Annotated in this window: 20 protein-coding genes and 1 pseudogene; 2 read left to right on the top strand and 19 right to left on the bottom strand. The window is 71.7% G+C overall.

The annotated features are described in order from the left end of the window. Positions 1–26: 26 nt before the first annotated feature. From pyk to hisI, 13 genes and pseudogenes are all read right to left on the bottom strand, one after another. Positions 27–1469 (bottom strand): pyruvate kinase, encoded by a 1443-nt coding sequence (pyk, locus tag ACPPVT_RS10525; protein ID WP_426566935.1) that lies wholly within the window; start codon positions 1467–1469, stop codon positions 27–29. A gap of 72 nt (positions 1470–1541) precedes the next feature. Continuing rightward, positions 1542–2999: a glutamate synthase subunit beta gene (locus tag ACPPVT_RS10520; RefSeq protein WP_426566934.1), complete on the bottom strand. Its 1458-nt coding sequence runs from the start codon at positions 2997–2999 to the stop codon at positions 1542–1544. After that, a complete protein-coding gene (gene gltB / locus ACPPVT_RS10515) occupies positions 2992–7563 on the bottom strand; it encodes a glutamate synthase large subunit (protein ID WP_426566933.1) in 4572 nt (1523 codons plus the stop codon). Before gltB ends, ACPPVT_RS10520 begins: the two co-directional genes overlap by 8 nt. 219 nt (positions 7564–7782) lie before the next feature. Beyond that, positions 7783–8595: pseudogene (gene lgt, locus ACPPVT_RS10510) on the bottom strand (prolipoprotein diacylglyceryl transferase); the annotation flags it as partial. Further along, a complete protein-coding gene (gene trpA, locus ACPPVT_RS10505) occupies positions 8592–9413 on the bottom strand; it encodes a tryptophan synthase subunit alpha (RefSeq protein WP_426566932.1) in 822 nt (273 codons plus the stop codon). The gene trpA and the pseudogene lgt, both read right to left, overlap by 4 nt. Continuing rightward, entirely contained in the window at positions 9410–10660 is a 1251-nt protein-coding gene (gene trpB, locus ACPPVT_RS10500; RefSeq protein WP_426566931.1) for a tryptophan synthase subunit beta, read from the bottom strand. The genes trpA and trpB overlap by 4 nt, the downstream gene beginning before the upstream one ends. A 30-nt stretch (positions 10661–10690) precedes the next feature. Then, positions 10691–11500 carry an indole-3-glycerol phosphate synthase TrpC gene (trpC, locus tag ACPPVT_RS10495; protein WP_426567119.1) on the bottom strand — a complete coding sequence of 270 codons (810 nt, stop codon included), beginning with the start codon at positions 11498–11500 and terminating at the stop codon, positions 10691–10693. Between the two features lie 128 nt (positions 11501–11628). After that, positions 11629–12243, bottom strand: coding sequence for an RDD family protein (locus ACPPVT_RS10490; RefSeq protein WP_426566930.1), 615 nt, complete (start codon positions 12241–12243; stop codon positions 11629–11631). 69 nt (positions 12244–12312) lie between these two features. Continuing rightward, positions 12313–12744 (bottom strand): DUF2752 domain-containing protein, encoded by a 432-nt coding sequence (locus tag ACPPVT_RS10485; protein ID WP_426566929.1) that lies wholly within the window; start codon positions 12742–12744, stop codon positions 12313–12315. 4 nt (positions 12745–12748) lie between these two features. Next, positions 12749–12985: an HGxxPAAW family protein gene (locus tag ACPPVT_RS10480; protein ID WP_426566928.1), complete on the bottom strand. Its 237-nt coding sequence runs from the start codon at positions 12983–12985 to the stop codon at positions 12749–12751. Between the two features lie 59 nt (positions 12986–13044). Further along, positions 13045–13641 (bottom strand): Trp biosynthesis-associated membrane protein, encoded by a 597-nt coding sequence (locus ACPPVT_RS10475; protein ID WP_426566927.1) that lies wholly within the window; start codon positions 13639–13641, stop codon positions 13045–13047. Then, positions 13638–15179: an anthranilate synthase component I gene (locus ACPPVT_RS10470; protein WP_426566926.1), complete on the bottom strand. Its 1542-nt coding sequence runs from the start codon at positions 15177–15179 to the stop codon at positions 13638–13640. Before ACPPVT_RS10470 ends, ACPPVT_RS10475 begins: the two co-directional genes overlap by 4 nt. Further along, positions 15176–15556, bottom strand: a complete 381-nt coding sequence (gene hisI, locus ACPPVT_RS10465; RefSeq protein ID WP_426566925.1) for a phosphoribosyl-AMP cyclohydrolase — start codon at positions 15554–15556, stop codon at positions 15176–15178. The genes ACPPVT_RS10470 and hisI overlap by 4 nt, the downstream gene beginning before the upstream one ends. Positions 15557–15571: 15 nt before the next feature. Here hisI and ACPPVT_RS10460 point away from each other — a divergent pair, with 15 nt between their 5' ends. After that, positions 15572–16090 (top strand): DinB family protein, encoded by a 519-nt coding sequence (locus tag ACPPVT_RS10460; protein WP_426566924.1) that lies wholly within the window; start codon positions 15572–15574, stop codon positions 16088–16090. A 3-nt stretch (positions 16091–16093) separates the two neighbouring features. On the opposite strand, the gene ACPPVT_RS10455 is transcribed toward ACPPVT_RS10460, so the two are convergent. Further along, complete coding sequence (locus tag ACPPVT_RS10455) at positions 16094–17893, bottom strand: ABC transporter ATP-binding protein (RefSeq protein ID WP_426566923.1); 1800 nt, start codon at positions 17891–17893, stop codon at positions 16094–16096. Further along, positions 17890–19716 (bottom strand): ABC transporter ATP-binding protein, encoded by a 1827-nt coding sequence (locus ACPPVT_RS10450; RefSeq protein WP_426566922.1) that lies wholly within the window; start codon positions 19714–19716, stop codon positions 17890–17892. The genes ACPPVT_RS10455 and ACPPVT_RS10450 overlap by 4 nt, the downstream gene beginning before the upstream one ends. A gap of 79 nt (positions 19717–19795) precedes the next feature. Here ACPPVT_RS10450 and ACPPVT_RS10445 point away from each other — a divergent pair, with 79 nt between their 5' ends. After that, positions 19796–20428, top strand: a complete 633-nt coding sequence (locus ACPPVT_RS10445) for a TIGR03085 family metal-binding protein (RefSeq protein WP_426566921.1) — start codon at positions 19796–19798, stop codon at positions 20426–20428. Between the two features lie 8 nt (positions 20429–20436). On the opposite strand, the gene hisF is transcribed toward ACPPVT_RS10445, so the two are convergent. From hisF to ACPPVT_RS10425, 4 genes are all read right to left on the bottom strand, one after another. After that, complete coding sequence (gene hisF / locus ACPPVT_RS10440) at positions 20437–21207, bottom strand: imidazole glycerol phosphate synthase subunit HisF (protein ID WP_426566920.1); 771 nt, start codon at positions 21205–21207, stop codon at positions 20437–20439. A 9-nt stretch (positions 21208–21216) separates the two neighbouring features. Next, entirely contained in the window at positions 21217–22356 is a 1140-nt protein-coding gene (locus ACPPVT_RS10435; RefSeq protein ID WP_426566919.1) for a ring-opening amidohydrolase, read from the bottom strand. A 4-nt stretch (positions 22357–22360) separates the two neighbouring features. Next, a complete protein-coding gene (locus tag ACPPVT_RS10430; RefSeq protein WP_426566918.1) occupies positions 22361–23314 on the bottom strand; it encodes a carbamate kinase in 954 nt (317 codons plus the stop codon). Positions 23315–23395: 81 nt separating this feature from the next. Next, positions 23396–24643 carry a CaiB/BaiF CoA transferase family protein gene (locus ACPPVT_RS10425; protein WP_426566917.1) on the bottom strand — a complete coding sequence of 416 codons (1248 nt, stop codon included), beginning with the start codon at positions 24641–24643 and terminating at the stop codon, positions 23396–23398. Positions 24644–24681: the final 38 nt, after the last annotated feature.

Here is a 24681-nt window from a genome sequence, read left to right as displayed (position 1 = left end):
AAGATCATCCCGGTAGGGTCTGGCCTTCAGGTGCGGTACGCGGGCGCCGCGCCGTCCTCCGCGTCGCCGATCCGGTGCACCCGGAGCGCATTGGTGGACCCGGGGATCCCGGGCGGCGAACCGGCCACGATGACCACCATGTCGCCCTTCTGCGCGCGCCCGTTCGAGAGCAGCAACGTGTCCACCTGGCGCACCATCTCGTCGGTGTGCGTGACGAACGGCGTCAGGAACGTCTCGGTGCCCCAGGTCAGCGACAGCTGGGAGCGCACGATCGGCTCGGGCGTGAAGACGAGGTGCTTGATCTTCGAGCGGAGCCTGGCCATCCGGCGAGCCGAGTCGCCGCCCTGGGTGAAGGTGACCAGGTACTTCACCCCGAGCTGCTCGCCGACCGTGGCGGCAGCGAGCGTGATCGCGCCGCCCTTGGTTCGCGGCTGGGTACCGAGCGGGGCGATCCGCTCCATGCCGTGGTCCTCGGTGTTCTCGATGATCCGGGCCATCGTGCGGACGGCTTCGATCGGGTGCTTGCCGACGCTCGTCTCGCCGGACAGCATCAGCGCGTCCGCCCCGTCCAGCACCGCGTTCGCGGCGTCGGACGCCTCGGCCCGCGTGGGCCGCGAGTTCTCGATCATCGACTCGAGCACCTGGGTAGCCACGATCACCGGCTTCGCGTTGCGCCGCGCCAGCTCGACCGCGATCTTCTGCACCAGCGGGACCTGCTCCAGCGGGAGCTCGACCCCGAGGTCGCCACGGGCGACCATGATGCCGTCGAACACCCGGACGATCTCGGCCAGGTTCTCCACCGCCTGCGGCTTCTCGATCTTGGCCAGGACGGGGAGCATGACCCCCTCTTCCTGCATGATCTTGCGGACGTCCTCGGCGTCCGCGGCGCTGCGCACGAACGACAGCGCGATGAAGTCCGCGCGCAGCTTCAGCCCCCAGCGCAGGTCCTGCTCGTCCTTGTCGGACATCGCCGGCACGCTCACTGCGACGCCAGGCAGGTTCAGCCCCTTGTGGTTGGACACCGTGCCACCCTCGACCACCCGGGTCGTGACCCGCGGCCCGTCTACGGCGGTGACCTCGACGGCGACCTTCCCGTCGTCGATCAGGATGCGGTCGCCGGGGTGGACGTCGCCGGGCAGGCCCTTGTACGTCGTGGAGACCAGGTCCTTGTCGCCAGGCACGTCCTCGGTCGTGATGGTGAAGACGTCACCGGGGGCAAGCAGCTGCGGACCGCTGGCGAAGTTGCCCAGCCGGATCTTCGGCCCTTGCAGGTCGACGAGAACTGCCACGCTGCGTCCGACGAGGTCGCTGGCCTCCCGCACCATCCGGTAGACCTTCTCGTGGTCGGCATAGGAGCCGTGGCTGAGATTGAGTCTCGCGACGTCCATCCCTGCCTCGACCAGAGCGCGGATCTGCTCCGGCGAGTCGACGGCGGGTCCCAGGGTGCAGACGATCTTTGCGCGGCGCATGGTGTCGAGCCTATTCCTCGTGGTGGGTGGAAGAGATTGCCCCGTCTCGGCCGGCGGCCGTGTGTCAAGCGGCTACACGACCAGTGGACGGTCGGTCGGTCGAATCGGGCTGGGCAAGCTGGTGGCCCCGGTCAGGTAGCGGTCCACGGCGGCGGCGCAGGCCCGACCCTCGGCAATGGCCCAGACGATCAGCGACTGGCCGCGGCCAGCGTCGCCGGCCACGAAGACCCCCGACGTCGTGGTCGCGTAGTCGACGTCGCGTCGCACGTTTCCGCGCTCGTCCAGCTCGACCTCGAGCTGGGCCACGACGCCGTCCTGCTCCGGGCCGGTGAAGCCCATCGCCAGCAACACCAGCTGGGCCGGGATCTCGCGTTCGCTGCCCGGGACCGGTGTGATCTTGCCGCCGGACAGCGCGACCTCCTGCAGCCGCAGCGCGCGGACCCGTCCCGCATCGTCGCCGAGGAACGTACTGGTGCTGACGGCGTACACCCGCTCGCCGCCCTCCTCGTGAGCGCTGGCCACCCGGAAGATCATCGGGTAGGTCGGCCAGGGGTGCGCCTCGGCGCGTTCCTGTGGCGGCTGCGGCAGGATCTCCAGTTGCGTGACGCTGCGCGGCTTCTGCCGGTGCGCGGTGCCCAGGCAGTCGGCGCCGGTGTCGCCGCCGCCGATGATCACGACGTCCAGACCTTCCGCGCTGACCAGACCCTCGGCGTCCTCACCGAGCGCGGCACGGTTGGCCGGCGGCAGGTAGTCCATGGCCTGCAGGATGCCGCCGAGCTCACGTCCGGGCACTGGCAGCTCGCGCGGCACTGTGGCGCCGACCGCGATCACCACGGCGTCGTACCGGTCGCGCAGCTGACGGCCGGTGATCTGCTCGCCCACTGCGACCCCCGGCCGGAACCTGGTGCCCTCGGCCTCCATCTGCGCGAGCCTGCGATCCAGGACGGACTTCTCCATCTTGAACTCGGGGATGCCGTACCGGAGCAGGCCACCGATCTTGTCCGCCCGCTCGTACACCGCCACCGTGTGCCCGGCCCGGGTCAGCTGCTGCGCGGTCGCCAGGCCGGCCGGCCCGCTGCCGACCACCGCGACGGTCTTGCCGGTCAACCGGTCCGGCGGGAGGGGCTGCACTCCCCCGGCCTCGAAGGCACGCTCGATGATCGAGACCTCGATCTGCTTGATCGTCACCGCAGGCTGGTTGATGCCCAGCACACAGGCGCTCTCGCATGGAGCCGGACAGAGCCGCCCGGTGAACTCCGGGAAGTTGTTCGTCGCGTGCAGCCTCTCGATGGCTTCGCGCCAGTCCTCGCGCCAGGTCAGGTCGTTCCACTCCGGGATCAGGTTGCCGAGCGGGCAACCCTGGTGGCAGAACGGGATGCCGCAGTCCATGCAGCGGCCGGCCTGTCGCTTGAGCTGTCCGGCGGGCTGCTGCTCGTACACCTCGTGCCAGTCGAGCAGACGGATCGGAACGGGACGTCGCTCAGGTAGCTCGCGCTCGCGCGTCTTCAGAAAGCCTCGGGGGTCAGCCACGGGAAGCCTCCGTGATTCGGGTCCAGACCTCGCTGCTGTCGGGGTCGAGCCCCTCGTCCTCGGCCCCCCTGCGCACCTCCACGACGATCCGGTAGTCCCGCGGCAGCACCTTCGTGAATCGGGTGCGTGAGCCCGGCCAGTCGGCCAGCAGCGCCTTGGCGACCGCTGAGCCCGTCTCGTCCAGGTGTCTACCGACCAGGTCGCGCAGCAGCCTGTCGTCAGCGTCGCCGGTGACCGGCGACAGCTCGACCTCACCGGCGGCCAGCGCCGTGGGGTTCATCCGTTCGGGTGCGAGGTCGAGTACGTACGCGGTGCCGCCCGACATACCGGCTGCGACGTTGCGCCCGGTGGCCCCGAGGATCACCACGGTGCCACCGGTCATGTACTCCAGCGCGTGGTCACCGACACCCTCAACGACTGCCGTCGCACCGGAGTTGCGCACGCAGAAGCGTTCACCCGCAAGCCCGCGCACGAAGATCTCGCCCGCCGTCGCGCCGTACGCGACGACGTTGCCGGCGACCACGTTCAGCTCCGCGGTGAGCACTGACGAACGGTCCGGGCGGACGACCAGCCGGCCACCGGACAGTCCCTTGCCCAGGTAGTCGTTGGTGTCGCCGAACAGCCGCACCGTGACCCCGCGCGGCAGGAACGCGCCCAACGACTGACCGGCCGAGCCGGTCAGCGTGACGTCGATCGTGTCGTCCGCGAGCCCCTCGGGGTAGCGCTTGGTCACCTCGTGGCCGAGCATCGTGGCGACCGTGCGGTTGACGTTGCGGACGGGCAGCGTGATCCGGACCGGGTCGCGACGTTCCAGGGCGTCGGCGCTCATCGAGATGAGCGTGTGGTCCAGCGCCTTCTCCAGCCCGTGGTCCTGGGCGGTGGTGTGCCGGCGAGATGCGCCGTCCGGCAGCTCGACGGACGTCAGCACCGGCGTCAGGTCGAGCCCGGACGCCTTCCAGTGCCGGACCGCCCGGCGGGTGTCCAGCAGGTCGACCCGGCCGATCGCCTCGTCCAGGCTGCGCAGCCCCAGCTCGGCCAGCAGCTCACGGACCTCTTCGGCGATGTACTCGAAGAACGTCTGCACGAACTCGGGCTTGCCGGTGAAGCGCGCGCGCAGCTCCGGGTTCTGGGTGGCGATCCCGACCGGACAGGTGTCCAGGTGGCAGACCCGCATCATGATGCAGCCGCTGACCACCAGCGGCGCGGTGGCGAAGCCGAACTCCTCACCACCGAGCAGCGCGGCGACCAAGACGTCGCGACCGGTCTTGAGCTGCCCGTCGACCTGCACGACGATCCGGTCGCGCAACCCGTTCAGCAGCAACGTCTGCTGCGCTTCGGCGAGGCCCAGCTCCCACGGCGCACCGGCGTGCTTGAGGCTGGTCAAGGGGGACGCACCGGTACCGCCGTCGTGCCCGGAGATCAGGACGACGTCGGCGTGCGCCTTGCTGACCCCAGCGGCCACCGTGCCGACCCCGACCTCGGCGACCAGCTTGACGTGCACCCGCGCCTGCGGGTTGGCGTTCTTCAGGTCGTGGATGAGCTGGGCGAGGTCCTCGATCGAGTAGATGTCGTGGTGCGGCGGCGGAGAGATCAGACCGACGCCCGGCGTCGAGTGCCGGGTGCGCGCGACCCACGGGTAGACCTTGTGCGCCGGCAGCTGACCGCCCTCGCCGGGCTTGGCGCCCTGGGCCATCTTGATCTGGATGTCGTCGGCGTGGGTCAGGTAGAGGCTGGTCACCCCGAACCGACCGGAGGCCACCTGCTTCACGGCGCTGCGCCGCACCGGGTCCAGCAGCCGGTCGTCGTCCTCGCCTCCCTCGCCGGTGTTGGACCGCGCGCCGAGCCGGTTCATCGCCACGGCGAGGGTCTCGTGCGCCTCCTGGCTGATCGAGCCGTAGCTCATCGCGCCGGTGGAGAACCGCTTGACGATCTCGCTCACCGGCTCGACCTCGTCGATCGGGATGGCTCGGCCGGGCACGCCGTCCTGGCCGGAGCGGAAGGCGAGCAGCCCGCGCAACGTCATCAGCCGCTCGGACTGGTCGTTGACCCGCTGGGTGTACTGCCTGAACACGTCGAAGCGCCGGGCCCTGGTCGAGTGCTGGAGCCGGAACACCGTCTCGGGGTCGAACAGGTGCGGCTCACCCTCACGCCGCCACTGGTACTCGCCGCCCACCTCGAGCCGGCGGTGCGCGGGACGGACCCCGTCCGCCGGGTACGCCGAGGCGTGCCGGAGCGCGGTCTCCGCGGCGATGACGTCCAGGTCGATGCCGCCCAGCTGCGAGGTTGTGCCGGTGAAGAACTCCGCGACCAGCTCCTTGGACAGGCCGATGGCCTCGAACACCTGGGCCCCGCGGTAGGAGGCGACAGTGGAGATGCCCATCTTGCTCATCACCTTGAGCACGCCCTTGCCGAGCGCCTTGATCAGGTTGCGCACCGCGGTGTCCGGCGACACCGCACCCAGGACGCCCTTGCGAGCCAGGTCCTCCGCCGACTCCATGGCCAGGTACGGGTTGACCGCGGCGGCGCCGTAGCCGATCAGCAGGGCGACGTGGTGCACCTCGCGGACGTCGCCGGCCTCGACCAGCAGTCCGACCTGGGTCCGGGTCTTCGCCCGGATCAGGTGGTGGTGCACGGCTGAGGTGAGCAGCAGCGACGGGATCGGTGCCAGGTCGCGCCCGGAGTCGCGGTCGGACAGCACGACGAACCGTGCGCCCTCCTCGATCGCCTGCGACACCTCATCGAAGATCTCGTGCAGCCGCATGCGCAGCGCGGCGCCACCGCCGCCCACCTCGTACAGACCCTTGACGACCGTCGTCGCGTAGCCCGGCAGGTCGCCGTCCGCGTTGACGTGCACGATCTTGGCCAGCTCGTCGTTGTCGATCACCGGGAACGGCAGCACCAGCTGCCGGCAGTGCGCCGGGGTGGCGTCCAGCGCGTTGACCTCCGGCCCGATCACGGTGCCGAGCGAGGTGACGAGCTCCTCCCGGATCGCGTCGAGCGGCGGGTTGGTGACCTGGGCGAACAGCTGGGTGAAGTAGTCGAAGAGCAGCCGGGGCCGCTGCGACAGCACGGCCACCGGGGTGTCGGTGCCCATCGAACCGATCGGCTCGGCACCAGCCGACGCCATCGGGGACACCAGGACGCGCAGCTCCTCCTCGGTGTACCCGAACGTGCGCTGACGTCGGGCGACCGAGGCGGGCGTGTGCACGATGTGCTCGCGCTCGGGCAGGTCGGCGAGGTGGATCAGCCCGGCGTGCAGCCACTCCTCGTACGGGTTCTGCGCCGCCAGCTCGGCCTTGACCTCGTCGTCGCCGACCAGCCGCCCGTGCTCGGTATCCACCAGGAACATCCGGCCCGGCTGCAGCCGGCCCTTGCGCACCACCGTGGCCGGGTCGAGGTCGAGGACGCCGACCTCGCTGGCCAGCACGACCAGCCCGTCCTCGGTCACCCAGTACCGGCCGGGACGCAGGCCGTTGCGGTCCAGCACGGCACCGATCAGCTTGCCGTCGGTGAACGTGACGCAGGCCGGCCCGTCCCACGGCTCCATGAATGCCGAGTGGAACTCGTAGAACGCCCGGCGGGCCGGGTCCATCTCGGCGTGGTTCTCCCACGCCTCAGGGATCATCATCAGCACCGCGTGCGGCAGCGACCGGCCGGCCAGGTGCAGCAGCTCGAGCACCTCGTCGAAGGACGCCGAGTCGCTGGCCTGCGGGGTGCAGATCGGGAACAGGCGCGAGATGTCACCGGGGATGAGGTCGCTGCGCACCTGGCTCTCCCGCGCGGCCATCCAGTTCCGGTTGCCCTGGACGGTGTTGATCTCGCCGTTGTGGGCGATGATCCGGAACGGGTGGGCCAGCGGCCAGGAGGGGAAGGTGTTGGTCGAGAAGCGCGAGTGCACGAGCGCCAGCTCGGTGGCGAACCGGCGGTCCGACAGGTCGGGGAAGAACGGCTCCAGCTGACCGGTGGTCAGCATGCCTTTGTAGACCAGCGTCCGCGAGGACAGCGAGGGGAAGTAGACCTCGAGCTCACGCTCGGCGCGCTTGCGCAGCGCGTAGACCAGCCGCTCCAGCCCCAGTCCGACCAGCCGACTGCCGGCTGCGGCGACGAACAGCTGCCGGAACGCCGGCATGCAGTCCCGGGCCACCTCCCCCACGAGGTCCGGCACCACGGGCACGTCGCGCCAGCCGAGAACGGTCAGCCCCTCGTCGTCCGCCATGGCCTCGATCTGCCGGACCACCTCGGACCGGGCCTCATCGTCCAAGGGCAGGAACGCGATGCCGACGGCGTAGCCGCCGGCCGCGGGCAGCTCGAACTCCACGCTCGCGCGCAGGAACGCGTCCGGGACCTGGGTCAGGATGCCCGCGCCATCGCCGACGCTGGGGTCGGCGCCGGTGGCGCCGCGGTGGTCCAGGTTGCGCAGCGCGGTGAGGGCGTGCTCGACGATGTCGTGCCCGGCGTGGCCGCGCATCGTCGCGACGAACGCGACCCCGCAGGCGTCATGCTCGTGACGACCGTCGTACAGGCCGGTCGCCAGCGGACGCGCGGAGAAGCTGCTCAAGCCCATGTTCACCGTCCCATCGCTCCAGGCCCGGTGAACCGGGCCCGTCGTGTGCACAACTATGCGCCGGGATCACCGGCACAACCCCCGCCGTGGACGGCATTGGCCCGCGGGGTTGAGGGAACTCTAGCGGACGTTTCGACCGCGTTACACGTCTTGCGGCTCGGGAACGTCGTCCGCATCCTGAGACGGCGTGCGCGCTCGCCGAGCCTTTCGAGTCTGCACGACGAACAGCACCAGACCGCCGAGGAAGACCAGCACGCTGGTCCACTCGTTCAGGCGATGACCCAGGATCAGGTTTGCCGTGTCGGTGCGCAGGGTCTCGATGGCCAGCCGGCCCGCTGTGTAGAACATCACGTAGAGGGCGAACGTCCGACCTCGGTCGAGGGTGAACCGCCGGTCCAGCAGGACGATGACCCCGGCCAGCAGCAGGCACCACAGCGCCTCGTACAGGAACGTCGGGTGGTAAGCGCCGGGGAGCAGGATCGGCTGCCCGCTGGCGTCCCGCAGCGCCTCGCCGGTGCTGGGGTTCCACTCGTGCACCTGCAGCCCCCACGGCAGGCTCGTCCGCCCGCCGTAGATCTCGTTGTTGAAGTAGTTGCCGATCCGGCCGCAGGCCTGCGCGACGGCGACCCCCGGCGCTGCGCAGTCCGCGAACATCAGGAACGAGACGTTCTTGCGCCGGCAGGCGATATACGCACCCAGCGCCCCACCGGCCACGGCGCCCCAGATGCCCAGGCCGCCGTTCCAGATCTTCAGCGCGTCCCACGGGTGTCCCCCGCTGGCGAAGTACGGCTGCCAGCTGGTGGCCACGTGGTAGATCCGGGCCCCGACGATGCCGAACGGGACGGCCCAGGCGGAGATGTCCAGCACGATGCCGTCGGCGCCGCCGCGAGCCCGCCACCGCTTGCCGGCGATCCAGACGGCCAGCGCGATGCCGATCAGGATGCACAGCGCATACGCGCGCACCGGCAACGGGCCGAGCCACCACACGCCCTGGGCGGGACTGGGGATCGTGGCTGGGAAGGCGGAGCTCAACGCGTCGCCCCACTCGTGCGTGCGGCCCGGCGGACGCCGTCGGCCAGCTCGCTGGTGAGCGACTCCACGGCCGCGATCCCGGCGCGGACGTCGGCGGCGTCGGCCAGGCAGCGCACCAAAGCGGACCCGACGATCACGCCGTCCGCGAAGGCGGCGAGCTGCGCCGCCTGGTCGCCGGTGGACACGCCGAGCCCCACGCAGACCGGAATGTCGCTGACCGCACGTATCCGCTCGACCAACCGCTCGGCGCCGCTGCCCACGGCGTCGCGGGCGCCGGTGACGCCCATCGTGCTGGCCGCGTAGACGAAGCCCCGACAAGCCTGCGTGGTGGATCGCACGCGCGCGTCGGTGGAGCTCGGCGCCAGCAGGAAGACGCGGTCCAGGTCGTGCCGCTCGGCCGCCGCGAGCCACTCGTCGGCCTCGTCCGGGATCAGGTCAGGGGTGATCAGGCCGGCACCGCCGGCGTTCGCCAGCTCAGCGGCGAAGCGATCGACTCCCCGGTGGTCGACCAGGTTCCAGTAGGTCATCACCAGCGCGGACGCCCCAGCCTCTGCGACCGCACGCACCGCCGTGAACACGTCGTCGGTTCGCGCTCCCGCGCGCAGGGCCGCGTCTGCCGCGCGCTGGATCACCGGCCCGTCCATCAGGGGGTCCGTGTACGGGACACCGACTTCGATGATGTCCGCGCCGGCCCGCACCATGGCCTGCATCGCGAGCACCGACGTGGCGACGTCCGGGAACCCGACGGGCAGGTAGCCGATCAGCGCCGCGCGTCCTTGCTCACGCGTCGCGGCCAGTACGGCTTGCACGGAGGTCATGACCCGCCGTCCTCGAGGAGACCGAACCAGTGCGCGGCCGTGTCCACGTCCTTGTCGCCGCGGCCCGACAGGTTGACCAGCAGCACCGCCTGCGGACCCAGCTCGCGGCCAAGACGCAGCGCGCCGGCCAGCGCGTGCGCGCTCTCGATGGCCGGGATGATGCCTTCCGTGCGGCACAGCAGCCGGAATGCCTCCATCGCCTCGGCGTCGTCGACGGGCTCGTACGTCGCGCGGCCGGTGTCGTGCAGCCACGCGTGCTCGGGGCCGACGCCCGGGTAGTCCAGGCCGGCGGAGATGCTGTGGCTCTCGACGGTCTGGCCGTCCTCGTCCTGAAGGATGTAGGAGCGTGCGCCGTGCAGGATGCCGGGACTGCCGCCGGTGATGCTCGCGGCATGCCGTCCACTGGCGACTCCGTCGCCGCCCGCCTCCAGGCCGACCAGCCGCACGCCGACGTCGTCGATGAACGACTGGAAGATGCCGATCGCGTTCGAGCCGCCGCCGACGCAGGCCAGCACCGCGTCCGGCAGGCGGCCAGTCAGCTCCAGTACCTGGGCCCGGGCCTCCTCGCCGATCACCCGGTGGAACTCCCGCACCATCCTCGGGAACGGGTGCGGACCAGCGACCGTGCCGATCAGGTAGTGGGTGTCATCGACATTGGTGACCCAGTCACGCATCGCCTCGTTCATCGCGTCCTTGAGCGTGCGCGACCCGGTGGTGACCGGAACGACCTCGGCGCCGAGCAACCGCATCCGGGCGACGTTGAGGGCCTGGCGACGGGTGTCCTCCTCGCCCATGTAGACCCTGCACTCCAGGCCCATCAAGGCAGCGGCCGTCGCGCTCGCCACTCCGTGCTGGCCGGCGCCGGTCTCGGCGATGATCCGGGTCTTGCCCATCCGCTTCGTCAGCAGCGCCTGACCGAGAACGTTGTTGATCTTGTGCGACCCGGTGTGGTTCAGGTCCTCGCGCTTGAGCAGGATTCGTGCCCCGCCGGCGTGCACGGCGAACCGAGGCGCCTCGGTGAGCAGGCTCGGCCGGCCGGAGTAGTTGCGGTGCAGCGTGTCCAGCTCGGTCAGGAACCCCGGGTCGATCATCGCCGAGCGGAACGCCTGAGCGAGCTCGTCCAGCGCGGCCACCAGCGCCTCGGGGACGTAGCGGCCGCCGTACGGGCCGAACCGCCCGTCACCGAGCAGGTCCGGCGCGGACGTCGGCGGCGCGGAGGAGGGCGGCAGGCTGCCGGACACGGTCATGCGGCCAGTCTCTCAGGTCGCTGCCGCGGGTCAGCGGCTGGGACGCAGGGCCGGGTGCGCTCCGGCCGCGACCAGGTCCGCCACTGCGGCGCGCGGGTTGCCGCCGGTGACCAGGCTCTCCCCCACCAGGACCGCGTCGGCGCCGTGCCGGGCGTACTCGAGCACGTCGTGCGGACCGCGGACGCCGGACTCGGCCACCCGCACGACGCCGTCCGGGATGGACGGCGAGAGTCGGGCAAAGGTGCCCCGGTCGACCTCCAGGGTGCGCAGGTCGCGGGCGTTGACGCCGATGATCCTGGCGCCGCAGTCGATGGCCCGGGTCAGCTCGGCCTCGTCGTGCACCTCGACCAGCACGGCCATGCCGAGCGACCAGGCGCGCTCCTGCAGCGAGACCAACGCCTGCTGGTCCAGCGCCGCGACGATCAGCAGGACGGCGTCCGCGCCGTGTGCGCGGGCCTCCCACAGCTGGTAGCTGGAGACCACGAAGTCCTTGCGCAGCAACGGAGTGTCGACCGCGAGCCGCACGGCGTCCAGGTCGTCCAGACTGCCGCCGAACCGGCGCTGCTCGGTCAGCACACTGATCCAGCTGGCCCCACCGCTCGAGTAGTCGGTGGCCAGTCCGGCCGGGTCACCGATCGCCGCGAGTGCACCCTTGCTGGGGCTGGACCGCTTGACCTCGGCGATCACCTTGACACCGCCGCCCGCCGCGAGCGCGGCGTACGCATCGCGCGCGGGCTCGGCCCGTTCGACGCGCTCGCGCACGGCCCCCAGCGGGATGGCCGCCTCGCGGGTCGCCAGGTCCGCACGCACGCCGACGATGATGTCGTCCAAGACGCTCAGCCGTCTCACCCCAGCTCGTTCGCGATGACCCCGCAACCTCGATCGTAGGACGTGGTGCGGACCGTCTCGGTGGAGGGTCCTGCACCACGCCCTACGCCGTCACGGGCGCACCGCAGCCTGCTCGCTGGTCAGGCGAGGACAACCTGCGTCTTGCTCGCCTTGTCGTGCCAGCCCTGCTGGCGTCCCGAACCGTCGAACATCGGTGAGAAGCAGATCAGCAGGAACGGGATGAAGCAGATGGCGTAACCGGCGGCGAGGATGATCCAGCGCAGGGCGGCACTGCCGTAGTCCGGCTTGAGGCCGGTGTCGGTGCTGACCAGCTTGATGCCCGCGGCCATCATCCCCAGGGTCTGGCCCCGGGACCCGACGAGGTAGATCTCGTACGCGCCCCAGATGACCAGCATGATGCCGGTCGTGCCGAGCTGGACGCCGCTGTACATGCCGCGGCTGCCCGTGGTGGCGCTGAACAACCCGAGCGGGATGGCGATGACCAGGCCGATCGCCAGGCCGATCAGGCCGTCGAGGATGCGCCCGAGGAACCGCTTTCCCATCAGGTGCGACTCCGGGCCCACGCCTGGAGCGGGCGGGCCGTAGCCGCCTGCGTACTGTGGCGCGTTGCCGTAGGGGGGCGGCGCCCCGTACTGCGGTGGCTCGCCGTAGTCGGCCGGTGGAGCCGGCGGCTGGAAGGGTTGCTGAGCGGGCGGCTCGGGTCTCTGGCCCTCCTGGTCGGGGTGCTGAGTCATGGTTGGCCCCTAGCTCTCGCGGCGTCACTGGCGTGCCGATGGGGCGAGACCCTAGCGGCGAACGTCGGTTCAGGGGGTGAGCCACGCCATGGCCGGCAACCAGCGCAGAAGCCCGAAGCCGAGCAGGACGACCAGTCCGAGCGCTGCGACCCGCCCGGTCGCGGCCGGCGGACCTTCGCTGCCGTCCCCGCGGACTCGGCGTCGAAGCCAGGTGAGGACCGCGACGACCAGCACCGGCAGGACCAGTACCACCAGCAGGTTCGAGCGCACCGCTGCGGTCAGGTCCCCGTGCTCCAGGTCCCAGACCGCGCGCAGGCCCCCGCAGAACGGGCACGGCAGACCAGTGAGCGCCAGGAACGGGCAGTACCCCCAGGACCCGATGGCGTGCGGGTCGCGCAGAGCAAGCGCCGCCGCCGATCCCACCAGCAGCGCCGCGGTGCCCAGCGGGGCAGCCGTGCGCGCCAGCAGTCTCGGGCGCTGAACCGACAGCGCCGCGGTCATGCGCTCAGTTCGCGTCGGCGGGGACGCGGCTCTCGGCCGGCCGAGGTGCGCCGTAGCCGGCGAGCGATAGGAGCTTGCCGACGACCAGCCCGATCACGGCGACCACACCACCGACCACGAACACCGGCACGGAGGCCAGCACGACGGCCAGGCACATGATGAACGAGCCGACCATCAGCAGGCCCACGCAGGACCATGCGGCAACCGTGTTGCCGTGACTGTCGTGACCGTGCTCGGCCATCTGCCGGCCCTCCTGTGCTGGTGCATGCGATGACGGGGGTGAATCTGCCTGCACCGAGGTTAGCGGGTGGGGTCCTCGCCGCGACTCAGCGCGTCCCACGTGTCCGGCGCCGCGGCGTCCTCGGGCGCCGGGTCCTCGGCTGGAGAGCCGGGCGGCCCCGGCGGGTCGTAGCGGGTGGTCCGGACCTCCCAGTGCCGGGCGCGCAGCACCGCAAGGGCGCCCGCGGCGGCGACCAGCACCCCGCTGGCCACTGCGAGCCACGGCCACCCGGTCACCTGCACGTGGACGTCCGTCGTGCCCACCGCCCCGACGGCGCGGGCCACCACGTCGCTGACGCCTGACTCCGGCGAGCGCACCACCGCCAGCGCCGCGGCGAGCTGCGCCGCACCGGCGAGCACCAGCAGCAACCCCGCCACCCGCCGTCCGAGGGTGCGGGCCAACAGAAGGGCCACCCCACCGGCCAGCGCCACCAGCGCGACAGCCGGGACGACGGCCGCGGCCTGCCGCCCGGACGCCGTGACGCTCGTCCGGCCGAGCACCGGGTCCTGGACCACCGCGTGCACCCAGGGTCGCGAGGCGGCCAGCAGTCCCAGCGCGCCGCCCACCATGGCCAGCACCGCGGCCGGTCCGGGTCCGTCCAGCCGTGCCGCTCTCACGTGGCTGCCCGCAGGGTCGCCGCGGCCGCGACCGCGCGCAGCACGGCCATCGACTTGTTCACCGACTCCTGGTGCTCGGCCACGGGATCGGAGTCCGCGACCACGCCACCGCCGGCCTGCACGTACGCCAGACCGTCGCGAATGACCGCGGTCCGGATGGCGATGGCCATGTCCAGGTCGCCGGCGAAGTCCAGGTAGCCCACGGTCCCGCCGTACAGGCCGCGGCGCGTCGTCTCCATCTCGTCGATCAGCTCCATCGCGCGCACCTTGGGCGCCCCGCTGAGCGTGCCGGCCGGGAACGTCGCCACCAGGGCGTCGAACGCCGTCCGGTCCGCGCGCAGCCGGCCCACGACCGTGGAGACCAGGTGCATCACGTGGCTGTACCGCTCGACCTGCATGAAGTCGAGCACCTCCACCGAACCGGCGTCACACACCCGCGAGAGGTCGTTGCGGGCCAGGTCGACGAGCATCAGGTGCTCGGCCCGCTCCTTCTCATCCGCCAGCAGGGACTCCGCGTGCGCGACGTCGACCTCGGGCGTGGCGCCGCGCGGGCGGGTGCCGGCGATCGGGCGCGTCATGACCTGCCGGCCGTCGACCTTGACCAGCGCCTCCGGGCTCGAGCCGACCACGTCGTAGGTGCCGCCGTCCGGCGTGGGCAGCCGCAGCAGGTACATGTACGGGCTGGGGTTGGAAGCACGCAGCACCCGGTACACGTCCAGCGCGTCCGCCGGGCAGTCGATCTCGTAGCGCTGGGACGGCACGACCTGGAAGACGTCCCCGGCGCGGACGGCCTCCTTCGCGCGTTCGACCATCTGGCCGTACTCGGTGTCGAACAGCTGGCTGCGCACCTTGGGCTCGTCGTCGCTAGGCACCGCGACGGTGCTGGGCGCCGGTCTGCTCAGTCGCTCGACCATCCGGTCCAACCGGCTCACCGCGTCGGCCCACGCCTCGTCGACCCGCTCGTCGGTGTCGTCCTGGTTGACCGCGTTGGCCACCAGCAGGATCGAACCGTCCGCGTGGTCGAGCACCGCGAGGTCGGTGGCCAGCATCATCGTGAGCTCGGGCAGCCCCAGGTCGTCCGTGTTGTCGTCCGGCAGGTGCTCCCACCGGCGCACGACGTCGTAGGTCAGCGCGCCGACCAGGCCGCCGGTCAGCGGCGGAAGCCCGCCCAGCGCCGGAGTGCGCAGTGCTTCAACGGTGTCGCGCAGCGCGAGGGTCGGGTCCCCGGACGTGGGCAGACCGACCGGCGGTTCGCCGATCCAGTACGCCTCGCCGTCGACCTCGGTCAACGTGGCCGAGCAGTGCGCGCCGATGATCGAGTACCGCGACCACACTCCGCCGTGCTCGGCCGACTCCAGCAGGAAGGTCGCCGGCGCGTCCTGGGCGAGCTTGCGGTAGACGCCGAGCGGGGTCTCCGCGTCGGCCAGCAGCCGGCGCACGACCGGGATGACCCGCCGGTCGCCGGCCAGCAGCCGGAACGTGTCACGGTCCGGCCAGGTACGGCCGAAGGTGAGGTCGGGCGTCGGTTGACCGCTCACCGGCCGGCCCCGCTGACCACGGCGTCGAGCTCGCGACCGTCGAAGCAGCTGTGGGTACCGGTGTGACAGGCGGCGCCCACCTGGACCACCCGCACCAGGAGCGCGTCGCCGTCGCAGTCAAGGGCGAGGCCCTTGACCAGCTGGACGTTGCCGCTGGTGTCGCCCTTGCGCCAGTACTCCTGGCGGCTCCTGCTCCAGAAGGTGACCCGGCCGGTCGTCATGGTGCGGTGCACCGCCTCGTCGTCCATCCAGCCGACCATCAGGACCTGGCCGGTGTCGTGCTGCTGGACGACGGCGCAGACCAGTCCGTCACCGTCCCGCTTCAGCCGGGCAGCCAGATCGGACGGGAGCGGAGACGGGGTCTCGGGTGCGGGCACGGCACCATTGTGCCTATGCCGATCTCTGCAGACACCAAGGACTGGACCTGGGTGATCGACCGCCGCTGCCCCGACTGTGGTTTCGACGCCGCCGAGCTGGACGCCGCGGACGTGCCCGAGCTGGTGCGGGAGAACGCCGCCGCCTGGCAGGCGGTGCTGACCCGGCAGGACGTCGGCCGTCGACCGGACCAATCGACCTGGTCCCCGCTGGAGTACGCCTGCCACGTGGTCGACGTGCACCAGGTGTTCGGACGGCGCTTCGACCTCATGCTCAGCGAGGACGACCCGACGTTCGAGAACTGGGACCAGGACCAGAGCGCGTTGGACGGGCACTACGCCACCCGGGACCCGGCGCAGGTCGCGCTGGACCTGGCCACCTGCGCGGAGGTGGTCGCCAGCACCCTGGACGCGGTGCACGGCCGGCAGTGGAAGCGCCCCGGACGCCGGTCCAACGGATCGGTGTTCACCGTCGCCTCGCTGGCTCGCTACTACGCGCACGACATCGTCCACCACCAGTGGGACGTGCGCGGCTGACGGCTACCCGAGGCGCTGCTGGGAGATCCAGCTCTCGTGCAGGGCAGCGTAGACGCCGCCCTGCTCGACCAGCTCGGCCGCAGGCCCGCGCTCGACGACCACGCCGGCATCCACCACGAGCACCTCGTCGGCGGCCTCGGCGGTGGACAGCCGGTGCGCGATCGCGATCGAGGTCCGGCCGCGGGAGAGGCTGTCGAGCGCACGCTGGATCCGGACCTCGGTGGCTGGGTCCACCGCCGAGGTCGCCTCGTCCAGCACCAGCAGGTCGGGGTCGGCCAGGTACGCCCGGGCCAGCGCCACCAGCTGGCGCTCGCCGGCGGACAGCGACTCGCCCCGCTGACCGACCCGGGTGTCCAGCCCGTGCGCGAGACCCTCCAGCCACTCGGTGAGGCCGAGCTCGGTGAAGGCCAGGGCGACCTCCTCGCGGGTGGCGTCCGGACGGGCGAAGCGCGCATTGCTCAGCAAGGTGTCGTCGAACAGGAAGCCGTCCTGCGGCACCATCACGATGCGCTCGCGCAGCGACGAGAACCGGACCTCACGCAGGTCGACGCCGTCCACCTGCACACAACCGGTGGCCGGGTCCATCAAGCGGGTGAGCAGCTTGGCGAACGTGGTCTTGCCCGAGCCGGTCTCGCCGACGACCGCCACCCGGCTGCACGGGGCGATCTCCAGGTCGACGTCGTGCAGCACCGTCGGGCCGCCGGGGTAGGCGTAGGACACGTGGTCGAAGCGCACCGTGATCGGGCCGCGGGGCAGGACCTGGCCGGCCTCCCCCGGATCGGCCACGTCCGCCGGGGTGTCGACCACCGCGAGCACCCGCCGCCATCCCGCGATGGCGTTCTGCATCTCGTTCAGCACCTCGGTGCCGATCTGGACCGGCCCGGTGAACAGCTGCACCAGGAACAGGAAGGCCAGCAGCTGGCCAACACTCAGGTGCCCCTTGACGCCCCACCACGTCCCGACGATGACCACCACCACGCTCACCAGGCCGCTGACCAGCACGCCTAGGGAGAAGCTGGCTGCCACCCGTACCTGGGCGCGGACCGCGGCGTCCCGGTGCTGCTGGACGGCGTCGTCCACCCGCTCGGCGGTCCGACGTTCGACGGCGTACGCCCGGATCGTGGCCGCCCCGACCACCGACTCGGAGACCGCCGAGAGCACGCCACCCACCCGCTCGCGCACCTGCGCGTAGGCGATCGAGACGCGGCGCTGCATCGGCTTGGCCAGGAAGAACACCGGCAGGAAGCAGGCCCAGACAACGGCGGTGAGCAGCGGTGAGTAGGCCAGCATCAGCCCGGTCGCGACCGTGAGCTGCAGTGTCGACAGGATCAGCATCAGGCCGCCGAACTGCACGAAGTTCGAGATCGTATCGACGTCGCTGGTGACCCGCGAGACCAGTGAGCCGCGCCGCTCGCTGCTCTGGGTGAGCACGGACAGGTCGTGCACGTGCCGGAAGGCACCTATCCGCAAGGTCGCCAGACCGCCCTCGGCGGCCCGGAACAACCTGATGTTGACCGCGTACGCCGCGACGGCGGTGACGGCGACCACGCAGGCGGCGAGCGCCAGCAGCCGGCTGACGTTGGCCACGTCGGGCCCGCCGGCCGCCAGCACGCCGCGGTCGATGGTCTGCTGCACCGCGAACGGCACCACGACGCGGCCGAGGGTGGCGACGGCGGCCAGGAGCAGGGTCCAGACCAGACCGTGACGCAGCTCGGGCGACAGCTCGACCCCGCGACGGAGGGTGTGCAGGGCGGTGGCCTGGGTGTCGTGCTCGCCCCGGCCGGCGATCGTGGAGGTGCTCACGCCGACGCCTCCTCGTTCTCGGCTTCCAGCAGCTCACGCTCGGCGGCCTCGCGCTCGTAGGCGTCCACCAGGTTGCGGTACTCGGGGTTGCGCGCGGTCAGGCCGGCGTGGGTGCCGCGGTCGGCCACTGTGCCGTCCACCAGGAACACCACCTCGTCGGCCAGTGCGATGGTCGCCTTCCGGTAGGCGACCACCAGCACGGTCGTCCCGTCCGAGGCCTTGCGCAGCCCGGCGAGGATCGCGGACTCGACGCGTGGGTCCACGGCGCTGGTCGCGTCGTCCAGCACGAGCAGCCTTGGCTGGCGCACCAGCGCCCGCGCGAGGGCGATGCGTTGGCGCTGACCACCGGACAGGGTGGTGCCGCGCTCACCGACGTGGGTGTCCAGCCCGTGCGGCAGGGCCGCGACGAAACCGTCCCCCTGGGCGAGCCGCAGGGCCGCCCATACCCGGCGGTCGTCCGGGTCCTCCAGGTCGGTGTCACCCAGGGTCACGTTGCCGCGAACCGTGTCGTCGAACAGGAACGTGTGCTGGGGCACCAGGGCGATGTGCCGGGCTACCTCGCCCTCGCGGGTCTGACGGACGTCCACGCCGTCCAGCAGCACCGAGCCCGCGTCCGGGTCGGCCAGCCGGACCACCAAGGTGGTCAGCGTCGACTTGCCCGAGCCGGTGGCGCCGACCACGGCAAGGGTGCGGCCGGGCTCGGCGACCAGGCTCACGTGACGAAGCACGGGGACGGCCTCGCCCGACCCGTCGACGTGCGCGAAGTCGACCCGCTGCAGCTCCAGCGTGGCGGCGCCGTCCTTGGCGACCTCGCGGTCGCCATAGGTCATGCCGCCCTCGGCCTCCAGCACGGACTGCACGCGGTCCCACCCGACGACGCTGCGCGGCAGCTCGCCGAGCACCCAGCCCAGCGCCCGCACCGGGAAGCCCAGCAACGAGAAGAGGTACGCGACTTGCACGACCGTCGCTGCTGTCGTGGCGCCCGAGGAAACCTGCGCGGTGCCGACGGCCAGCACGGCCAGGGTGCCGAGGTTCGGGATGGCCTCGATGATCGGGTCGAACACGCCTCGGGTGCGCCCCACCGAGATGTTCGCGTCGCGCAGAGCCAAGGACTGGTCGGCGAAGCGCTGGGTCTCGGCCTGCTCGCGGCCCATGGCCTTGACGATCAGCGCTCCGTCGAAGCTCTCGTGCGCGACGTCGGACACCTCGGCGCGCAGCTGCTGGGCGCGGGTGACCCGCGGTGACATCCAGCGCTGGAACACGACATTCACAAGGAAGACGAGCGGGAAGACGCAGAACCCGATCAGCGCGAGGACCGGGTCCGCGAGCACCATCGAGACCGCCGCGACCACGAGCATGACGATCACGCCGATCGCCATCGGCAGCGGCGCGAACACCTGCCAGGTCGCCTCGACGTCTGCGTTGGCGTTGGAGAGCAGCTGACCGGTGGGGTGCCGTCCGTGCCAGGACAGCGGCAGCCGCAGGTACTGCGCGGTGACCCGTCGACGGAACTGGGCCCCGAGGTCGTACACCGCGTACCCGGCGGCGACCCGCCGCAGGATCACACCCGTGGTGAGCAGCACGGCGACCCCGGCCATCAGCCCGGCCCCCTTGGCCAGCTCGCTGACGTCGATCTGCCCCGACTCGAAGGAGGGCCCGATCACGTTCGCGATCACCTTGCCCAGGGCCCAGGCCGTGCCGGCGGTCATCACTCCGTAGAGCGCGCTGCCGACGACGGCCACCGCGAAGATCCCGGGGACGCGACGGATCCCCTGGCCGAGCACGAACAGACCGCGACGCAGGGTGTAGGGACGGGTCTCCACGTGCTCACTTCCAGCTGGGAATCAGGGACGGCTCAGCCTCTCATGAGCGGCCGACAGCACCGGATGCGAGGATCGGTGCATGAGCAATCATGCCCGTGCGGAGCGCGCCGCTCTGTGCGAGACCCTCCTGTTGACCGGTCCGTCGGCGCCCACACTGTGCGAAGGGTGGGACACGAGCGACCTCGCCGCGCACCTGGTGCTGCGCGAGAGCCGTCCGGACGCGCAGGTCGGGATCTACCTTCCACCGCTTTCCGGACACGCCACCTCGGTGCAGCAGCAGCTGGCCGCACTGCCCTGGGAGCAGCTCGTCGAACGGCTGCGCGGCGGACCGCCGGTCTGGAACCCGATGCGCTGGGGCGTGCTGGACGAGCTGACCAACACGGCCGAGTTCTTCGTGCACCACGAGGACGTCCGGCGGGCTCAGCCGGGCTGGGAGCCACGCGACCTGCACCCGGACCTCGAGGCCGCGCTGTGGCGAAACTGCGCGATGACCGGCCGGCTCGGGATGCGCCGGGCCGATGTGGGGGTCGAGCTGGTCGCCACCGGCCTCGGCCGGACCACCGTCAAGCGGGGCCACCCGAGCGTGCGCGTCGAGGGGCCTGCGGCCGAGCTGCTGCTGTTCTGCTTCGGGCGCCGGGACGTCGCGCAGGTCTCGCTGGATGGACCCAACGAGGCCGTCGACGCGCTTCGCCAGGCCCCGTCCGGGCTCTGAGCCGACGCTCAGCGAACGGCGAACCCGGCGCCGGCGAGCGCCGACTTCACCTCGCGAATCCGTACCTGCTCGAAGTGGAAGACGCTGGCGGCCAGCACGGCGTCCGCGCCGGCCCGGACCGCCTCGACGAAGTGCTCGGGTGCGCCGGCGCCACCACTGGCGACCAGCGGGACGTCGACCCGCGCGCGGACCAGCGCGATGAGCTCCAGGTCGAAGCCCTTGGTCGTGCCGTCGGCGTCCATCGCGTTGAGCAGGATCTCGCCCGCGCCGAGGGTGGCCGCCGTGGCGGCCCACTGCACGGCATCCAGACCCGTGCCGCGTCGGCCGCCGTGGGTGGTCACCTCGAAGCCGGACTCGGTGGGCGTTCCAGGACGGCAGCGCCGGGCGTCCACGCTGAGCACCAGGACCTGCGCGCCGAACCGGTCCGCCACCTCCGCCACCAGCGTCGGCCGCTCGATCGCGGCTGTGTTGATCCCCACCTTGTCGGCTCCGGCGCGCAGCAGCCGGTCGACGTCCGCGACGGAGCGGACGCCGCCGCCGACGGTCAGCGGGATGAACACCTGCTCGGCCGTGCGGGAGACCACGTCGTAGGTGGTGCTGCGGTCGTCGCTGGACGCGGTGACGTCCAGGAAGGTCAGCTCGTCGGCGCCCTCGGCGTCGTAACGACGGGCCAGCTCGACCGGGTCACCGGCATCACGCAGCTGTTGGAAGTTCACTCCCTTGACGACGCGACCGGCGTCCACGTCGAGACAGGGGATGACTCGGACGGCAAGGCTCACCCGCCAAGCCTAGCCAGCGGGCGGCCGGTAGCCGGTGGGCTCCTCCCCCAGGTCGACGATGGCCGCGACCGGGCCGCCGCCGTCCGGTCCCTGGTGCGCCGCGGAGACGGAGACGAACACGGCTGGGTCGCCGGTCACCGCGGCGGTGACGCCACCGACGCACGACTTGATCTGCCGGTGCCAGTGCACGTCGGAGTCGTCCAGCATGGCGTTGCGCCGCCCACGGACCTCGCCGTCCTGGGACACCTCGCACTTGAGGAAGACGTTCACCAGCCGACCGTCAAGGTCGCTGGAGTGCGGGCGGTCCGGCAGCCGCAGACCGGCGTCCTTGACCGCCGCCCAGATGCCGTCGGCGTCCAGCGCGTCGCGCATCACCGAGTGGCCGATCCGGTATCGGCCGCCGACGCCGCGCGCGTTGCCGACCACCACGACCTGGGCCTGGTCCAGCTCGACGCCGGACGAGCAGGATGCCACCGAGGAGTAGAGCGATCGGTCGTGCATCACGTCGGCGTCGGTCGGCATCTCGATCTCGCCGAGGGCGACCGCGATGCCCAGTGCCGTGCAGCCGTTGGACAGGTCCATGGACTCGTGGGTGTGCTCGGTCCACACGGTCTGCCCGCGCTGCTTGGCGTCCCGGATGGTGTGGATCGTCAGCAGCGGGGTCTTGGTCTGCACGTAGTGCACGTCGGCGACGTCGGTGATTCCGGCCCGCTCCATGGCCACCCGGACCGCGTCGGCGACCTTGGTCACCATCGCGACCCGGCCGATGTCCTCGGGGGCCAGCACCTCGCTCATCGCGAACCCGACGGTCAGCCGGGGCTCGTCGGTCTGGTCGACGGCGCCGTCCGGCACCGTGGCGAACACGGTGGCGTGCGGGCTGATCACCCCGTCGGTCCCGCCGGACCAGACGATGGGGACCTGGCGGACCTCCTCGGTGGTGCGGGTGCCCTTCGCCACCAGCACCTCGCGGAACGCGCGGTCGGCGATGATCCGGGTGTAGTCGTTGACGCCGCCGTTCCCCTCGGTCTTGCCGATCACGGCGACCACCCGGTCGGCCTCCATCACCCCGTCGTCGATCAGCTGGGCGAGGCCGCTGGCGTCGCTGACGGACAGGATGGGCACCTTGCGGACCTCGATGGCCTGCGGCATTCGCTCACTCCTCGGTTGACGGTGCAGACGGACGGACGACGGTGCCGGCCTCGCCGAGCGCGGCGGCGGCGATCCGGTCGAGGGCGCAGATGGCGGCGCGGGTGCCGCCGGCCTCGACGAAGCGGCAGACGGCCTCGACCTTGGGGCCCATGGAGCCGCTGGCGAACTCCCCCGCAGCCGCGAGGTCTCGCAGCTCGGCGACGCTCACCACACCGAGCTCGCGCTGCGCAGGGGTCCCCCAGCCGGTGGCCACGGCCTCGACGTCGGTCGCGATGACCAGGACGTCGACGTCCAGCGCGCGCCCGAGCACGGCGGCGGACAGGTCCTTGTCGATGACCGCCTCCACGCCACGCACCGAACCGTCCGGGTCCCGCACGCACGGGATGCCACCGCCACCGCCGGCCACCACCACGTAGCCCGCATCGACCAGCGCACGGGCGCTGTCGGCGTCCAGGATCTCGAGGGGCTCGGGCGAGGCGACCACGCGCCGCCACCCGCGCTCACCGCGGTCCTGCCAGGTCTGGCCGTGGTCGACCAGGACCTGGGCCTCGGGCTGGGGCAGGTAGCGGCCGATCGGCTTGGTCGGGTTCGTGAAACCGGGGTCGTCGCGGTCGACCAGGGTCCGGGTCACCAGGGCGGCGGCCGGGCGACGCAGCCCGCGACGACGAAGTGCGACCTCGAGGGTGTCCAGCACGACGAAGCCGACGGTCGCCTGGGTCTGCGCGCCGCACCAGTCCAATGGCACCGGCGGGACGACCGACGCAGCGAGCTCGTTCTTCACCAGCAGGTTGCCCACCTGCGGACCGTTGCCGTGGGTCAGCACCACCTCGTGCCCGAGCGAGACCAGCTCGGCCACCGGCTCCATCGCCTTGCTGATGGCAGCGATCTGGGCCTCCGGGCTAGCAGAGCCGTCCGCGGAGGTCATCGCGTTGCCCCCGAGGGCGACCAGGACCCGCACACCGCGAACCTAGGCGACAGCGCGGCACCCCGTCATGGCGAGCAGTCGCCAGCCCGTGACCGGCGTTTGGTCAGGATTCGCTCACGGCCGGTGCTTGCCGTGCAGCGGTAGGTCACCTTCGCCAGCAGGCTCGGGCTGGGTCCGGTCGAGCCACTGCCGGATGACGTCGCCGTCGGCGTCCAGCACCGGCGGGGCGGCGTGCACCCGCTTGGTGACCTCCTCGCCGTCGGCGGCGAAGAACCGCAGCGGCGGCCCGGGCAGGGTGATCGACCCGAGGGTCGCGTGCTCGACGTCGACCAGCAGGCCCTGGCTGCGGGTCTGCTCCCAGTCGTAGACCTCGCCGAGGTCGCGCACGCGTCCGGCCGGGATGCCGGCGACCGCGAGCCGGGCGAGCAGGGCCTCGGCGTCCAAGGTCTCGAAAGCCGCCTCGATGGCGGCGATGACCTGCTCGCGGTGGTGCACCCGCTCGGCGTTGCTGGCCATCCCCGCGGCGGCAGGGTCCAGGCCGAACTCGGCGCAGAGCCGCTGCCACAGACCTTCGCTGCCGACCGAGATCTGGACGGCGCCGTCGGCGCAGTGGAACAGGCCGTAGGGGCAGATGGACGGATGGTGGTTGCCGGCCGCCCGGCCCACCTCGCCGGCCACGGTGAACCTGGTGCCCTGGAAGGCGTGCACGCCGACGATGCCGGCCAGCAGCGACGTCCGGACCACCTGGCCGCGACCGGTGCGGTCGCGCTCGACGAGCGCGGCCAGCACGCCGTAGGCACCCCACATCCCGGCGAGCAGGTCACCGATCGGCACGCCCACGCGCTGCGGGTCCTCGGGGCCGGCGCCGGTCAACGACATCAGGCCGGCCTCGCCCTGAGCGATCTGGTCGTACCCGGCGCGCCCACCCTCGGGGCCGTCGTGGCCGAACCCACTGATGGACAGCACCACCAGGCCGGGGTTCAGCTCGAGCAGCCGCTCGGGGGCGAAGCCGAGGCGGTCCAGCACTCCGGTGCGGAAGTTCTCCAGCAGCACGTCGGCCCGGCGCACCAGCTCGGTGAGCGTCGCGCGCCCCTCGTCGGACTTCAGGTCCAGCGCGATCGACTCCTTGTTCCTGTTGCAGGACAGGAAGTACGTCGACTGCCGGGCCTGCGGGTCGTCGTCCGGGGACACGAACGGCGGACCCCACCCCCGGGTGTCGTCACCGGTGCCGGGGACCTCCACCTTGATCACCCTGGCTCCGAGGTCGCCGAGCATCATGGCCGCGTGCGGGCCGGCCAGTGCTCGGGTGAGGTCGACGACGACGAGTCCGGCCAACGGTCCGGACGGCACGGGGATCTGCATCGGGCGAGCCTAGTGCGCAGGGTCGACGACGCCGTGGC

Origin of the sequence: Angustibacter sp. McL0619 (genome assembly GCF_049994355.1) — a bacterium.
Taxonomy (GTDB): Bacteria; Actinomycetota; Actinomycetes; order Actinomycetales; family Angustibacteraceae; genus Angustibacter.
This window is presented reverse-complemented; position numbering and strand designations above follow the sequence as displayed.

Bases quoted from the DNA above. Each gene is read 5' to 3' on its own strand.
- pyk (WP_426566935.1), bottom strand. From the start codon at position 1,469: ATGCGCCGCGCAAAGATCGTCTGCACCCTGGGACCCGCCGTCGACTCG.
- gltB (WP_426566933.1), bottom strand. From the start codon at position 7,563: ATGGGCTTGAGCAGCTTCTCCGCGCGTCCGCTGGCGACCGGCCTGTAC.
- trpA (WP_426566932.1), bottom strand. From the start codon at position 9,413: ATGACCTCCGTGCAAGCCGTACTGGCCGCGACGCGTGAGCAAGGACGC.
- trpB (WP_426566931.1), bottom strand. From the start codon at position 10,660: ATGACCGTGTCCGGCAGCCTGCCGCCCTCCTCCGCGCCGCCGACGTCC.
- ACPPVT_RS10490 (WP_426566930.1), bottom strand. From the start codon at position 12,243: ATGACTCAGCACCCCGACCAGGAGGGCCAGAGACCCGAGCCGCCCGCT.
- ACPPVT_RS10485 (WP_426566929.1), bottom strand. From the start codon at position 12,744: ATGACCGCGGCGCTGTCGGTTCAGCGCCCGAGACTGCTGGCGCGCACG.
- ACPPVT_RS10480 (WP_426566928.1), bottom strand. From the start codon at position 12,985: ATGGCCGAGCACGGTCACGACAGTCACGGCAACACGGTTGCCGCATGG.
- ACPPVT_RS10460 (WP_426566924.1), top strand. From the start codon at position 15,572: ATGCCGATCTCTGCAGACACCAAGGACTGGACCTGGGTGATCGACCGC.
- ACPPVT_RS10445 (WP_426566921.1), top strand. From the start codon at position 19,796: ATGAGCAATCATGCCCGTGCGGAGCGCGCCGCTCTGTGCGAGACCCTC.
- ACPPVT_RS10435 (WP_426566919.1), bottom strand. From the start codon at position 22,356: ATGCCGCAGGCCATCGAGGTCCGCAAGGTGCCCATCCTGTCCGTCAGC.
- ACPPVT_RS10425 (WP_426566917.1), bottom strand. From the start codon at position 24,643: ATGCAGATCCCCGTGCCGTCCGGACCGTTGGCCGGACTCGTCGTCGTC.